The organism is Pseudomonas sp. HN11, from assembly GCF_021390155.1.
Lineage (GTDB): Bacteria > Pseudomonadota > Gammaproteobacteria > Pseudomonadales > Pseudomonadaceae > Aquipseudomonas.
The window spans coordinates 2,129,188-2,142,161 of record NZ_CP089985.1 but is presented as its reverse complement, the minus strand read 5'-3'; the positions used below and the strand labels follow the sequence as shown (position 1 = coordinate 2,142,161).

Annotated in this window: 13 protein-coding genes and 1 pseudogene; 5 read left to right on the top strand and 9 right to left on the bottom strand. The window is 60.6% G+C overall.

Translation table 11 applies throughout. The features are described 5' to 3' along the window. Positions 1 to 13: 13 nt before the first annotated feature. From hemB to LVW35_RS09950, 3 genes and pseudogenes are all read right to left on the bottom strand, one after another. On the bottom strand, positions 14 to 988 hold the full coding sequence (gene hemB / locus LVW35_RS09960) for a porphobilinogen synthase (protein WP_233895165.1): 975 nt from the start codon (positions 986 to 988) through the stop codon (positions 14 to 16). 116 nt (positions 989 to 1,104) lie between these two features. Continuing rightward, positions 1,105 to 1,947 (bottom strand): annotated as a pseudogene (locus LVW35_RS09955) (PhzF family phenazine biosynthesis protein). Positions 1,948 to 1,950: 3 nt separating this feature from the next. Further along, positions 1,951 to 2,649 carry a glutathione S-transferase N-terminal domain-containing protein gene (locus LVW35_RS09950; RefSeq protein ID WP_233895163.1) on the bottom strand — a complete coding sequence of 233 codons (699 nt, stop codon included), beginning with the start codon at positions 2,647 to 2,649 and terminating at the stop codon, positions 1,951 to 1,953. Between the two features lie 250 nt (positions 2,650 to 2,899). Here LVW35_RS09950 and LVW35_RS09945 point away from each other — a divergent pair, with 250 nt between their 5' ends. Together LVW35_RS09945 and LVW35_RS09940 are read left to right on the top strand one after the other, a co-directional pair. Beyond that, a complete protein-coding gene (locus LVW35_RS09945) occupies positions 2,900 to 3,601 on the top strand; it encodes a histidine phosphatase family protein (protein ID WP_233895161.1) in 702 nt (233 codons plus the stop codon). Positions 3,602 to 3,645: 44 nt separating this feature from the next. Beyond that, positions 3,646 to 4,701: a permease gene (locus LVW35_RS09940; protein ID WP_233895159.1), complete on the top strand. Its 1,056-nt coding sequence runs from the start codon at positions 3,646 to 3,648 to the stop codon at positions 4,699 to 4,701. Here the strand turns inward: LVW35_RS09940 and mnmH are convergent. The 4 genes from mnmH to LVW35_RS09920 all read right to left on the bottom strand — a co-directional run bounded on the left by mnmH (position 4,691) and on the right by LVW35_RS09920 (position 7,952). After that, a complete protein-coding gene (mnmH, locus tag LVW35_RS09935; RefSeq protein ID WP_233895156.1) occupies positions 4,691 to 5,794 on the bottom strand; it encodes a tRNA 2-selenouridine(34) synthase MnmH in 1,104 nt (367 codons plus the stop codon). The genes LVW35_RS09940 and mnmH overlap by 11 nt on opposite strands. Beyond that, complete coding sequence (selD, locus tag LVW35_RS09930) at positions 5,794 to 6,828, bottom strand: selenide, water dikinase SelD (RefSeq protein ID WP_233895154.1); 1,035 nt, start codon at positions 6,826 to 6,828, stop codon at positions 5,794 to 5,796. Before selD ends, mnmH begins: the two co-directional genes overlap by 1 nt. A gap of 94 nt (positions 6,829 to 6,922) precedes the next feature. After that, positions 6,923 to 7,672, bottom strand: a complete 750-nt coding sequence (locus LVW35_RS09925) for a TerC family protein (protein WP_233895152.1) — start codon at positions 7,670 to 7,672, stop codon at positions 6,923 to 6,925. 28 nt (positions 7,673 to 7,700) lie between these two features. Then, positions 7,701 to 7,952, bottom strand: a complete 252-nt coding sequence (locus tag LVW35_RS09920) for a hypothetical protein (protein WP_233895150.1) — start codon at positions 7,950 to 7,952, stop codon at positions 7,701 to 7,703. 134 nt (positions 7,953 to 8,086) lie between these two features. On the opposite strand from LVW35_RS09920, the gene nhaR reads away from it, so the two are divergent. Beyond that, positions 8,087 to 8,989 carry a transcriptional activator NhaR gene (nhaR, locus tag LVW35_RS09915; protein WP_233895148.1) on the top strand — a complete coding sequence of 301 codons (903 nt, stop codon included), beginning with the start codon at positions 8,087 to 8,089 and terminating at the stop codon, positions 8,987 to 8,989. A gap of 4 nt (positions 8,990 to 8,993) precedes the next feature. Here the strand turns inward: nhaR and LVW35_RS09910 are convergent, their stop codons facing one another. Beyond that, positions 8,994 to 10,151, bottom strand: coding sequence for an MFS transporter (locus LVW35_RS09910; RefSeq protein WP_233895146.1), 1,158 nt, complete (start codon positions 10,149 to 10,151; stop codon positions 8,994 to 8,996). Positions 10,152 to 10,379: 228 nt separating this feature from the next. Here LVW35_RS09910 and sstT point away from each other — a divergent pair, with 228 nt between their 5' ends. Then, complete coding sequence (sstT, locus tag LVW35_RS09905; RefSeq protein WP_233895145.1) at positions 10,380 to 11,600, top strand: serine/threonine transporter SstT; 1,221 nt, start codon at positions 10,380 to 10,382, stop codon at positions 11,598 to 11,600. 66 nt (positions 11,601 to 11,666) lie between these two features. Here sstT and LVW35_RS09900 read toward each other — a convergent pair whose 3' ends face one another. Continuing rightward, a complete protein-coding gene (locus tag LVW35_RS09900; protein ID WP_233895143.1) occupies positions 11,667 to 12,176 on the bottom strand; it encodes a DUF1993 domain-containing protein in 510 nt (169 codons plus the stop codon). 124 nt (positions 12,177 to 12,300) lie between these two features. Here LVW35_RS09900 and LVW35_RS09895 point away from each other — a divergent pair, with 124 nt between their 5' ends. Beyond that, positions 12,301 to 12,948 (top strand): YceH family protein, encoded by a 648-nt coding sequence (locus LVW35_RS09895; RefSeq protein WP_233895142.1) that lies wholly within the window; start codon positions 12,301 to 12,303, stop codon positions 12,946 to 12,948. The last annotated feature ends 26 nt before the right edge of the window (positions 12,949 to 12,974 follow it).

Below are 12,974 nucleotides of genomic sequence, written 5' to 3'. Positions count from 1 at the left end.
GCAGGCGCGTGTGTCAGATCCCGGCCAACGCCAGGTCCATCGCGAAGTAGGTGAAGATCAAATCCGCCCCCGCCCGCTTGATCGATCCCAATGTCTCACGCACCACACGATCCTCATCGATAGCACCAGCCTGGGCGCCGAACTTGATCATCGCGTACTCGCCGCTGACCTGATACGCCGCCACCGGCAAGCGCGAGGCTTCGCGGATGTCGCGAATGATGTCGAGATAGGCACCCGCCGGCTTGACCATCAGCGCATCCGCACCTTCCTGTTCGTCAAGTAGCGATTCGCGCACGGCTTCACGGCGGTTCATCGGGTTCATCTGGTAGCTCTTGCGGTCGCCCTTGAGCGCGCTGCCGCCAGCTTCGCGGAACGGGCCATAGAGGGCCGAGGCAAATTTGGTCGAGTAAGCCATGATCGGGATATGGGTGAAACCGGCGTCATCCAGCGCGCAGCGAATTGCCTGGACCTGGCCGTCCATCGCCGCCGAAGGGGCGATGACATCAGCACCGGCACGGGCAGCGGCAACGGCTTGCTTGCCGAGGTTGACCAAGGTTGCGTCGTTGTCGACATGGGCACCGTGCATCACGCCGCAGTGGCCATGGTCGGTGTATTCGCAAAAGCAGGTGTCGGACATTACGATCATTTCCGGCACGGCGTCCTTGATGATCGAGGACATGCGCGAGACCAGGCCGCGTTCTTTCCAGGTGTCGCTGCCGTTTGCGTCCAAGTGATGAGAGACGCCAAAGGTCATCACGGATTTGATACCGGCATGTGCATAGCGCTCGATCTCACCCGCCAGTTTCTTCTCAGGGATGCGCAGCACGCCGGGCATACTGGTAATGGGCACGAAGTCGTCGATTTCTTCTTCGACGAAAATCGGCAACACCAAGTCGTTGAGCGTGAATTCGCTTTCCTGGAACAAGCCACGCAGCTCCGGAGAGCGGCGCAGGCGGCGTGGGCGGGCTTGGGGGAACTGGCTGGTCATGGCTTTCCTATACAGAAGGCAGAAATCTTTGGGGCGAAAGCTTATGCCCCTGGCCCCGGCAGCACAAATGCCGAGGGGCCAATAGTGTATTGCGCCGCGCGTAACAATTCATTGATCTAGAGCTGCAGGCGCCCCTCGATACACACCGCCACAGCGCCGCCCACCCATATTTCCTCGCCCAGGCGTTCAACGCGAATCCGCCCTGCCCGTCCCAGGACCGTACCCTGGCTCACCACGTAGCGCTCAGGCGCCAGGCCTTCGGCCAATAGCCATTGAGCGATACCGGCATTCAGGCTACCAGTGGCCGGGTCCTCTTGGGCGCCGTCACCCGCGAGGAAGGCACGCACTTCAAATTGCGCGTCCACATCGTCCCTTGAGGGGTCGCAGGGGGCGATCACACCCACCGCCAAGCCAAGCAGTTGCGCGTAATCCGGTTGCAAATCCAGCACCTGGTTACGTTCGGCCAACATCACTGCCAGCCAACCCGCACCGTTGTCGACCCACTGGCTGCGCACGATGGCTTCGGGCGTCAAGCCCAGCGCCAAGCGCACACGCTCGATCAACGAAACCTCAATAGGCCCTGAACGCAACAATGGCGGCGCGATAAACGCCAACTCATCGCCCTGGCGACGGATTCGCACCAAGCCGATTTCGCACTCTTGAATGATCTCCTCGCCTTTGGGCATGCCGCCCGCCTGCAGCCACGCGTGGCAACTGCCCAGCGTCGGGTGGCCAGCGAAGGGAAGCTCTTTCAAGGTGGTGAAAATTCGCACCCGGTAGTCAGCCCTGGGATCACGCGGTGTCAGCAAAAACGTGGTTTCGCTGAGATTGGTCTAGTTGGCAAAACCCGCCATCTGCTGATCGGTCAGGCTGTCGGCGCCGAACACCACCGCCAACGGGTTGCCTTTGAGGGACACGCTGCTGAAAACGTCCAGCTGTTTGAAATCGAAAGTCGGCATGCTTCAACTCGGATTATTAAGGCCACGGATCACCGCCGGCCGTGCGACGAAACCGTCCAGCGCGCGCAGGACATTAGGGAAGTCGGCGATACCTACAAGATCGCCCGATTCGTAGAAACCGATCAGGTTGCGGATCCACGGGAAGGTCGCGATGTCGGCAATGCTGTACGCGTCGCCCATGATCCATGTGCGACCCAGCAGGCGTTTTTCCAGCACCGCCAGCAAGCGCCGGGATTCAGCGGCGTAACGGTCGCGGGGGCGCTTGTCTTCGTAGGCCTTGCCGGCGAATTTGTTGAAGAAGCCCAACTGGCCAAACATCGGGCCGATACCGCCCATCTGGAACATCAGCCACTGGATCGTTTCATAGCGCGAGGCAGGGTCTTCGCAGAGCAGCCGGCTGGTCTTTTCCGCCAGGTAGATCAGGATCGCACCAGACTCGAACAACGCCAGCGGCTGACCGCCAGGACCATTTGGGTCGATGATCGCCGGGATTTTGTTGTTAGGGTTCAGGGACAAGAACTCGGTAGACAACTGCTCTTGAGCCTCCAGGCTGACTTTATGTGCCTCGTATGGCAAGCCCAGCTCTTCGAGCATGATCGACACTTTTACCCCGTTGGGCGTCGGCAGCGAGTACAGTTGCAAGCGCTCGGGATGCCGGGCAGGCCATTTGCTGTTGATCGGGAAAGCAGCGAGTGGGTTCATCACAAGTACCTGGGCAGAAAGCAACCATGATAGTCATCTGCCAAGCGTCCTGCAGGGGTCATCAATACGCAACAACCGCGGGCTATTATCCCACGAGGGCGAACCAATAGGCCCGGGCGCACTCTTAAGTGCGCTCGAACGCTGAATGGAGGCAACGCGCTACATCGACAGGGAACACCGCAGGACGCCGGAAGCGTCACTGGGGCCGGGCTTGTCCGCCTTAATCCGATGCACTGAAGACTCGACACTAATGACCATCAAGCCTTTGTGCCTTGCGCTGCGCCTGAAACGATATTCATACATCATGTTGCCGCTGCTGCTCGTAGGCGGCGCCATCGGCCTGACCCTGGAATCGCGCACCAGCAACGCCGAACAGGCTGACGGCGTGCAAACCCTGGTGTTTCTGCGTCATGGCGAAAAACCTGCCGGCGGCCTTGGCCAGCTCAATTGCCAGGGGCTCAATCGAGCGATGAACCTGGCCACCCTGCTCCCGGAAAAGTTCGGCAAGGCCGACTTCGTTTTCGCCGCCAACCCGACACGTAATGTGGAAGAAGGCGAGCTGGACAACTCCTACAGCTACATTCGCCCGCTGATGACCATCAGCCCCAGCGCCATCAAGTTGGGCCTGCCGGTGAACATCAAGTTTTCCGCGAATGACACCAGCGATCTTGCTGACGAACTGGTTGAAGACAAGTATCACAACGCCACGATCTACACCGCCTGGTCACACGGTTACTTGCCGGAGCTGATCAACAAGGTGGCGAGCGAAGCGTCGGGCGAAAAGCACACCATCACTGACGACTGGTCGGGCAGTGACTACGACACGCTCTACGTGCTGACCCTGACCTGGCACAACGGCAAGGCCTCGCTGTTGAGCCGCAACTACAAGCAAGGGTTGAACGACGGCGACGAAAGCTGCCCGGAACCCACGCAGGTGAGTGCCGATAGCTGACAGCGTATGATGCGCCGCAACTGACTCAATTGCGGAACATCACCATGCCTGACCTCACGTCCTCCCAACCCAATCGGGGTTGGTCCTTCTGGTGGAAACCTGCGCTGTTCCTGCTGGTTGCCTGCGTCGGCCTCTACTACGTGAAGTGGTCGCCCTACTACTTCAAGGCTTTCTTGGCCGCCGACAACCACAGCATTGGCGGGTCGATCCTCAATGATCAGCAAAGCGCACCGCTGGCAGCCGCCCTGGCCTACGCCCAGGTATATTTCCTGGCGATCTGGAAAGCCGCCGTATTGGCGGTGATCCTCGGCTCGCTCCTGCAAGTGCTCATACCGCGGGACTGGCTATTGCGCCTTTTTGGCCGTGCGGGGCTGGGCTCTACGCTGCGCGGTGGGTTGTTCGCCCTGCCGGGCATGATGTGCAGCTGCTGCGCGGCACCGGTTGCGGCGGGCATGCGCCGCCAGCAGGTATCGGTGGGCGCGGCGCTGGCGTTCTGGATCGCCAACCCCGTGCTGAACCCGGCCACCCTGGTGTTCATGGGGTTTGTGCTGGGTTGGGGCTTCACCGCTCTGCGATTGGTGGCGGGTATTGTGCTGGTGGTGGGGGTGTCCCTGGTGGCACAACGCATTGCCCGTCCGGACCATGTGCCGGAAGCAGCGCTGGAAGCCGTGAGCGAAGCCGCCGTGGTCGAGTCGCAACCGTTCCTGAATCGCTGGCTGCGGACCCTGTGGCAGCTGTTCTGGAGCACGATCCCCATCTACATCCTGGCGGTACTGATATTGGGCGCGGCACGGGTCTGGCTGTTTCCCCACGTGGATGGCGCCATGGCCGACAGCCTGGTGTGGCTGGTACCGCTGGCGATTGTCGGCACGCTGTTCGTGATTCCCACCGCCGCAGAGATCCCTATCGTACAAACCATGATGGCCCTGGGCATGGGCACTGGCCCGGCCGTGGCCCTGCTGATGACCCTGCCCAGCGTGAGCCTGCCGTCACTGCTGATGCTGCGCAAGGATTTCGATGCACGGGTGCTGGTGACGGTGGCCGGGCTGACGATGCTGGTGGGGGTGGCCTGCGGCTTGATCGGCGCCGCTATTCTTTAGCCTTGGCGCGCTCGCGCAGATAGGCCACCACGGCGCCCTGCTCTCCCGCAAACTCGATACGCGCGCCTTTGCTTTCACGTTGGAAGGCGTACATCGGGTCGTAATATTCCCGCAAAAGTCTTTCGATCCAGGCCCGGTGCAAGTCCACGGCACCACTACGGGCCTGTTCCGCCAGGGCATCCTGCAGGATCGCCCGCAAACGCTGGAAACGCTCACCGCCCAAACGCTTATGGATGTTACCCAGGCTCTGGGTCAGACGCTCGGCGAACAGCGTCTGGCCGCGTTCGCCAAACACCTTGACGAACTCCGCACACAAGTCCACGACATAATCGCGCAGGATCCGCTCGACCCGACCTTCCACACTGTCTTCCAACCACACCATCAGAAACGTCTGCATGCCCTTGTGCAGCGGCAGTGGCAACGCACAACTGCCGATCATGCGGCTTTCGTCCTCGACCACGAACTGCTCGATCCCGGCGGCAGATTTTTTCAGGAGGTCCACGGCCAGACGGTTTTCGAAGTCGATGTTGGACGGCTGCCCCGTGGCGCGCTTGCCGAAGCTGGAACCGCGATGATTGGCGTGGCCTTCCAGGTCCAGAGCGTTATGCAATTGGCCAAGCACCTCGGTCTTGCCGGTGCCGGTCATGCCACCCAGCAGCACGAAATCACAACGGGTTGTTACCTGCTCGAGGGTTTCCAGCAAAAAGGTGCGCATTGCTTTGTAGCCACCGCCGACCCTTGGGTACTCGATACCCGCCTCGGTCTTGAGCCATTGCTGCACGATCTGCGAACGCAAGCCGCCGCGAAAGCAATACAGGTAACCCTCGGGATTGGCCCGGGCGAACTGTGCCCACTGCTCGATGCGCTGCGCCTTGATCGCCCCCGACACCAATTCATGCCCCAGCACGATTGCCGCTTGCTGGCCTTGCTGCTTGTAGCAGGTGCCGACCCGCTGGCGCTCGTCATCGGTCATCAGCGGCAGATTGACCACGCCTGGAAAGGCGCCTTTGATGAATTCAACCGGCGCACGGGTATCCATCATCGGCCGGTCATTGAGGAAGATATCGCGGTAGTCGGTGATGTCGGTAGCCATCAAACCACCTCTACCGCGTGGGTCTGTCGCTCCACCAGTTCGCCGATGGGCTCAAGGGCCAAGCCCAACTTGGCGGCCACGGCATGGAACTCGGCATCAGCTTCAGGGGTGACGGCGATCAGCAGGCCACCGCTGGTCTGCGGGTCGCACAGCACACGCTTATGCAACTCCTGCAGACGCCCGAGTTTGCTGGAATAGCTGTCAAAATTACGCAGGGTGCCACCGGGCATGCAGCCCTGCTCCAAATAATCTTCGATCCCCGCCAGGCGTGGGACCTTGGCATATTCGATGCGTGCCGACACACCACTGCCGTCAGCCATTTCCACCAAATGCCCCAAGAGACCGAAACCGGTGACATCGGTCATGGCCATAACACCTGCCAGCTTGCCGAAACGGCTGCCCGGCTTGTTAAGAGTGCACATCCAGTCGCGCGCGAGGCCGATGTCCGCCTCGCGCAATTTGCCCTTCTTTTCAGCGGTGGTCAGGATGCCGATACCGATGGGCTTGGTCAGGTACAACCGACAGCCAACGGTGGCGGTGTCATTGCGCTTCATATGGCGTTTTTGCACGATACCGGTCACGGCCAGTCCGAAGATCGGCTCCGGCGCGTCGATGGAGTGACCACCCGCCAGAGGAATACCGGCTTCGTCGCACACCGAGCGGCCGCCGCGGATCACTTCTCGGGCAATCTCCGGCGCCAGCACATTCACTGGCCAACCCAGGATGGCGATGGCCATCAACGGATCGCCGCCCATGGCGTAGATATCACTGATGGCATTGGTGGCGGCAATCCGGCCGAAATCGAAGGGGTCATCGACAATCGGCATGAAAAAATCGGTGGTGGAGACCACGCCGCGCTCGTCATCAATGGCGTACACCGCCGCATCATCGCGTGATGCATTGCCCACCCATAGCTTGGGGTCGAGGTTCTGCGCGCCGCTGCCGGCAAGGATCACCTCCAATACCTGGGGGGATATCTTGCAGCCACACCCTGCGCCGTGACTGTACTGGGTAAGACGAATCGGCTCGTTCATGTAGGACCTCACGCTATCAAGTGCGCGAATTCTAACAGACAGCAAAAAGCCGGCTGGGCTCTTGTGAGCGCAGCCGGCCTTTTGGGTTCAGCCGTTATTGCCGGGCAGCGAGCAGACGCTTGTGACGATTACGGCGAGCAATGTTCAGGCACTCGATCGCCGCCGAGAACGCCATGGCCGCGTACACGTAGCCTTTAGGCACATGAGCACCGAAGCCTTCGGCGATCAACGTCATACCGATCATGATCAGGAAGCCCAGGGCCAACATCACCACAGTCGGGTTATCGTTGATGAACTTGGCCAACGGCTCGGCCGCCACCAGCATCACGATCACCGAGGTCACCACGGCAATGATCATGATCGGCAAGTGCTCGGTCATGCCCACGGCGGTGATGATACTGTCGATGGAGAACACCAGGTCAAGCAACAGGATCTGCCCGATGGCCGCGGCAAAACCGATGGCGACCGTATTGCCGACGCTGGCCTTCTCTTCCGGCTCCGGGTCCATGCTGTGATGGATCTCGGTGGTCGCCTTCCACACCAGGAACAGGCCACCGGCGATCAGGATCATGTCCTTCCACGAAAACGCCTGACCAAACACTTCGAACACCGGCGCTGTCAACTGCACGATGAACGCGATAGTACTCAACAGGCCCAGACGCAACACCAACGCCATGCTGATACCGATGCGTCGCGCCTTGGCCCGATGCTTCTCCGGCAGTTTGTTGGTGAGGATCGAGATGAAGATCAGGTTATCGATGCCCAGCACGATCTCCATGACGATCAAGGTTGCCAGGGCAACCCAGGCGGTGGGGCTGGCGGCCAGCTGTAAAAGGTAATCCATAGGTCAGTCCTGACGTTGTGCGGAGAAATTAAGCTTCTTTGCTGTGCGATTCGGTTTCTTTGCCTTCCTGATCATCCTTCTTCTGTGGGTTGATCAGGCCGTTGGTCGCTTCACTCAATGCCTGTTCGGCGGCTTTGTGGGTATCGTCGATCGCTTGCTTGGCCGATTCGGTGGCTTTGCCCAATACCTGCTGTGCGCTTTTTTCGACCTGATCGCAGCCGCTGATCACTACCAATGAAAGCGCAAGCAACGACGCCGCGCCCAGGGAATTGAGTTTCATGATGTATTCCTCGTTAGAACCATTGGGTCCAAATAGTGGCCCCGCGATAGCGAGGCATTCTATGCACGCAAACAATTCAGGAAAATTCGTATTTTTCCCGCGTATACTTCGATTTTTACGAAGCGATAGCGCCCATGCTCAATTACCGACAACTGCACTACTTCTGGGTGGTAGCCAAGACCGGCAGCATCGTTCGCGCCTGTGAGCAGCTCAACCTCACCCCCCAGACCATCAGCGGGCAGATCAGCCTGTTGGAGGAAACGTTCGGTATTGCGCTGTTTCAGCACGTCGGCCGTCAGTTGGAACTGACCGAAGCCGGACGCCAGGCCTTGCCCTACGCCGAGCACATGTTCCAGACCGGTAACGAATTGGAGGCGATGCTGCGGGCGCAGCCCGATGAACAGCAGATCCTGTTCCGCGTCGGCGTGGCGGATGTGGTGCCCAAATCCATCGTCTACCGGTTGATCGCGCCCACCATGGAGTTGAGTGAGCCGATCCGCATCACCTGTCGCGAGGACAAACTTGAACGCTTGTTGGCCGACCTGGCGATCCAGCGGCTGGACCTGGTGATTTCCGACAGCCCCATGCCCTCACACTTGGACATCAAGGGCTACAGCCAGAAGTTGGGGGAATGTGGCATCAGCTTTTTCGCCACCCAGGCATTGGCTGACGCTTACGGCGGGGATTTCCCACAGCGCCTGCACGGCGCGCCACTATTGATTCCAGGGGCGGAAACTGTGGTCCGCAGCCGGTTGCAGCGCTGGTTTGCCGAGCAGCAGATCCAGCCGAAAATCATCGGCGAATTCGACGACAGTGCCTTGATGCAGGCATTCGGCCAGTCCGGCAGCGGGGTTTTTATCGCCCCCAGCGTGATTGCCGATGAGGTGGTGCGCCAGTATGGCGTGGCGCTGATTGGCCAGACGGTGGCGGTGACCGAGTCGTTCTACGCGATCTCGGTGGAACGCAAGGTCAAGCACCCCGGCATTGTGGCAATTACCGAAGGTGCTCGACGGGAGTTGTTCACTACCCTGCCCTGACGGCTCAGGCCCTGGAGGCGACCGGTTGCTTGGCGGTCATCAGCCACAACGCCAGCAGGATCGACACCAGGATAAACCCGGACGCCGCGAAGCCCAGGCTGCCCAGGCCCAGGGTGTCGATCACATGGCCTCCGACCAGGGCGCCCAGGCCGATGCCCAGGTTGGCCCCGGCAATGTTAAGCGACGCAGCAAACGCCGGCGCATGGGGCGCGGCCTTCATCAACCGTACATGGCTGACCAGGAACATCGCCGCCTGGGTCACGCCCCATACGGCCATCGCTGCCGCCAGGCCAATGGTGGAATGAATCGCCGGTACCAGCGCCACCATACCGGCGATCATGAAGCCGCAGAACACCATGGACGCGATCAACGGATGGCGGTCCACCGCACGTCCGCCCAACGAGTTGCCAATCAAGCCCACCGCACCGAAGCCCATCAGGCACCAGCCCACCAGCGTACCGTCGAAACCGGCCAGGCGCTCCAGGATGTCCGCCAAATAGGTGTATGCCGTGAACATGCCGCTGAACACCAGGATCGACAGCAGGATATGCCCCTGCATCAGCGGGTTGCGCAGGATCTTGAACTGCGAGCGCAGCGTCACTTGATCGTTCTTCGGCTTTGTCACCGGCAGGTAGATAAACAGCAGCAAGGCCTTTGCGGACGCCACCACCGCGAGCATGGCAAACGCGGTGCGCCAGCCGAACATATCGGAAATCAAGGTGCCCACCGGAATGCCGAACACCGTGGCACAGACGATACCGAAGCCGATCTTCTCAATAGCGCGCCCGGCGAATTCGGGGCCAACGATGTCCACCGCCGTTTCACTGGCCAGCGCCCAGAACACCGGCAAGCCCAGCGCCGGGATCAACCGCGCCACGGCCATCACCCAGATATTCGGTGCCAGCGCCGCCACGGTATTGGCCACGCCGAACATGATCAAAATGCTGATGAACAGACGCTTGCGTGGGAAACGCGCGCAGTAGGCTGTCAGAAACGGCCCAAAGGCCGCCACGGTAAACGCGAACAAGGTCACCAGCAGCCCGGCCTGGGACACACTCACATCCAGGTCCCGGGCGATGGACGGCAGCAGGCCGACAATGACGAATTCCGTGGTCAGCACGGTAAAACCGGCGGCTGACAGCAGCAGGATGGGAAACAACATGAAAACTCCAGAAACGACGACATCAACGACAGCCCAAAGGGCTCGCTGAAGGATAGGAAAAATGAGAGGACGCAATCTTAACAGGATTTTGCAAAGACTTGGGCGGGCAGGTGACGCAATGCCGCACCGGCGGGGACATTTCCTACAGCATGCTAGACTTCGCGATCCGCGTCCTACAGCCCTTTCTGCCTGTGCCGCCGTGCCTCCAATACCTAGAGACAAGTGTTTATGACTGCTGCTCCTTTCCTTCTGCAACGCCTGGCCCGTGTCAGCCTGGTCACGCAAATCGTCATCGGCCTGATCGCCGGCATCCTGCTGGCCTTGCTATTGCCCGAGGCGGCCAAGGCCACTGGATTTATCGGTAAGGTCTTCGTCGCGGCGCTCAAGGCCGTGGCACCGATCCTGGTGTTTGTGCTGGTGATGGCGTCGATCGCCAACCATAAGCACGGTCAGGAAACCCATATCAAGCCGATCCTGTTTCTGTACCTGCTGGGCACCTTTGCCGCTGCCGTGGTCGCGGTGGTCGCCAGCATGTGGTTCCCCTCCTCGCTGGTATTGGCGACCCATGACGCGACGGTCAGCGCACCGGGCGGCATTGGTGAAGTGTTGCAAAGCCTGCTGTTGAGCGTGGTGGATAACCCGGTCAGCGCACTGATGAATGCCAATTTCATCGGCATCCTGGCGTGGGCCATCGGCATGGGCGTTGCCATTCGTCATGCTGGCGAGACCACCCGCACTGTACTCGACGACCTGTCCAACGGTGTCACGCTGATCGTGCGTGTAGTGATCCGCTTTGCGCCGCTGGGCATTTTCGGCCTGGTGGCCTCGACCCTGGCCACTTCCGGCTTCGGCGCCCTGCTCGGTTACGCCCACCTGCTGGTGGTGCTGATCGGCTGCATGCTGTTCGTGGCGCTGGTGGTCAACCCGGCCATCGTGTTCTGGAAACTGCGTCGCAACCCATATCCACTGGTGCTGATGTGCCTGCGCGAAAGCGGGATCACTGCATTCTTCACCCGCAGTTCGGCGGCGAACATCCCGGTCAACTTGGCGTTGAGCAAACGCCTGGGCCTGCATGAAGACACCTATTCGGTGTCGATCCCACTCGGTGCCACCATCAACATGGCCGGCGCCGCGATCACCATCACGGTGCTGACCCTGGCCGCCGTGCACACGTTGGGCATCGCCGTCGACCTGCCTACCGCCGTGCTGCTCAGTGTGGTCGCGGCCATCTGCGCGTGCGGTGCCTCCGGTGTGGCGGGCGGTTCGCTGCTGCTGATCCCGCTGGCGTGCAGCTTGTTTGGCATTCCCAGCGAAATTGCCATGCAGGTGGTGGCGGTAGGTTTCATTATCGGCGTGCTGCAGGACTCGGCGGAGACGGCGCTCAATTCGTCCACCGATGTGCTGTTTACCGCAGCCGCTTGCCTGGGCAAGGAAGAACAAACAGCTTGAACGGGCCCAAAAAAGCCCGGGGCCGTTCACTGAAAAACGACCCCGGGCTTTTTTGTGACTGGATGCTTAGAAAGCGCCCATGTAGTCGCGCTTGCCCACTTCAACACCGTTGTGACGCAGCAAAGCGTAAGCGGTGGTGACGTGAAAGAAGAACTGCGGCAGGCCGTAGGTCAGCAGGTAAGACTGGCCACTGAAGCGCTTCTCTTTCGGCGTGCCTGGACGGGTGACGATCTCGATGCCTTCCTTGCCGTCGACCTGCTCAGGCTGGATGGTGTCGACAAAGGCCAGCACCTTGGCGATCAGCGCTTGCAGGTCGGCGAAGGTGACTTCGGTATCTTCATATTTCGGCACTTCGATTTCAGCCAGCCGTGCGGAAACTCCCTTGGCGAAATCGACGGCGATTTGCACCTGGCGCACCAGCTGGAACATATCCGGGAACAGCCGCGCCTGCAGCAAGGCGTTCGGCTCGATGTTCCTGGCGGTGGCGTGGGCTTCGGCCTTGGTCAACACACCGCTGAGGGCGGTGAGCATTTGCTTGAAGACGGGGATGGAAGCGGCGTACAGGGAAATAGTCATGGCAGTCTCTGGGTAATGTCACGGTTTGAACCAGCGGCGATTATAGACTCGCCAGCCATGCACGCAGCTTGTCTTTTATTTTTTCCGGCTTACGCTAGGCACTTCACTGCATAGGGAACGCGCGATGACCGCCGAGCACGACACCGACACCCCTGAGCCGCGCCTGAACAGCACGGAAATCCGCGTCCTGGGCTGCCTGATCGAAAAACAGGCGACCAACCCGGAAACCTATCCCCTGACCCTTAATGCCCTGGTACTGGCCTGCAACCAGAAGACCAGCCGCGAGCCAGTGATGAACCTCGGTCAAGGCCAGGTCGGGCAGAGCCTGCGCGCACTGGAAGGCCAGGGTTTCACCCGCCTGGTGATGGGCAGCCGCGCCGACCGCTGGGAGCATCGCGTGGACAAGGCACTGGAATTGGTGCCGGCCCAGGTGATCCTGACCGGGCTCCTGTTTCTGCGCGGGCCGCAGACTGTCAATGAACTGCTGACCCGCAGCGGGCGCATGCATGATTTTGAAGATGCCGAACAAGTCGTGCACCAGCTCGAGCGTTTGATTGCACGCGGGCTGGCGTTGTTGGTGCCGCGTCAGGCGGGGCAGCGGGAAGATCGCTACACCCACGCGCTGGGGGATCCGGCGGATATCGAGGCGATTATAGCGGCGCGCGGCAGTCCGGTGGAGCGCGGCACAGGGGTTTGCGTGGAACGTATTGAAGAGCTGGAAGCGCGGATTGCGGCGCTGGAGGCGCGCCTGGCTCAGTTGGAACAGGCCTGACACACTCTAAATGTGGGAGCGAGCCG

Bases quoted from the DNA above. Each gene is read 5' to 3' on its own strand.
- hemB (WP_233895165.1), bottom strand. From the start codon at position 988: ATGACCAGCCAGTTCCCCCAAGCCCGCCCACGCCGCCTGCGCCGCTCT.
- LVW35_RS09950 (WP_233895163.1), bottom strand. From the start codon at position 2,649: ATGAACCCACTCGCTGCTTTCCCGATCAACAGCAAATGGCCTGCCCGG.
- LVW35_RS09945 (WP_233895161.1), top strand. From the start codon at position 2,900: ATGACCATCAAGCCTTTGTGCCTTGCGCTGCGCCTGAAACGATATTCA.
- LVW35_RS09940 (WP_233895159.1), top strand. From the start codon at position 3,646: ATGCCTGACCTCACGTCCTCCCAACCCAATCGGGGTTGGTCCTTCTGG.
- mnmH (WP_233895156.1), bottom strand. From the start codon at position 5,794: ATGGCTACCGACATCACCGACTACCGCGATATCTTCCTCAATGACCGG.
- selD (WP_233895154.1), bottom strand. From the start codon at position 6,828: ATGAACGAGCCGATTCGTCTTACCCAGTACAGTCACGGCGCAGGGTGT.
- LVW35_RS09925 (WP_233895152.1), bottom strand. From the start codon at position 7,672: ATGGATTACCTTTTACAGCTGGCCGCCAGCCCCACCGCCTGGGTTGCC.
- LVW35_RS09920 (WP_233895150.1), bottom strand. From the start codon at position 7,952: ATGAAACTCAATTCCCTGGGCGCGGCGTCGTTGCTTGCGCTTTCATTG.
- nhaR (WP_233895148.1), top strand. From the start codon at position 8,087: ATGCTCAATTACCGACAACTGCACTACTTCTGGGTGGTAGCCAAGACC.
- LVW35_RS09910 (WP_233895146.1), bottom strand. From the start codon at position 10,151: ATGTTGTTTCCCATCCTGCTGCTGTCAGCCGCCGGTTTTACCGTGCTG.
- sstT (WP_233895145.1), top strand. From the start codon at position 10,380: ATGACTGCTGCTCCTTTCCTTCTGCAACGCCTGGCCCGTGTCAGCCTG.
- LVW35_RS09900 (WP_233895143.1), bottom strand. From the start codon at position 12,176: ATGACTATTTCCCTGTACGCCGCTTCCATCCCCGTCTTCAAGCAAATG.
- LVW35_RS09895 (WP_233895142.1), top strand. From the start codon at position 12,301: ATGACCGCCGAGCACGACACCGACACCCCTGAGCCGCGCCTGAACAGC.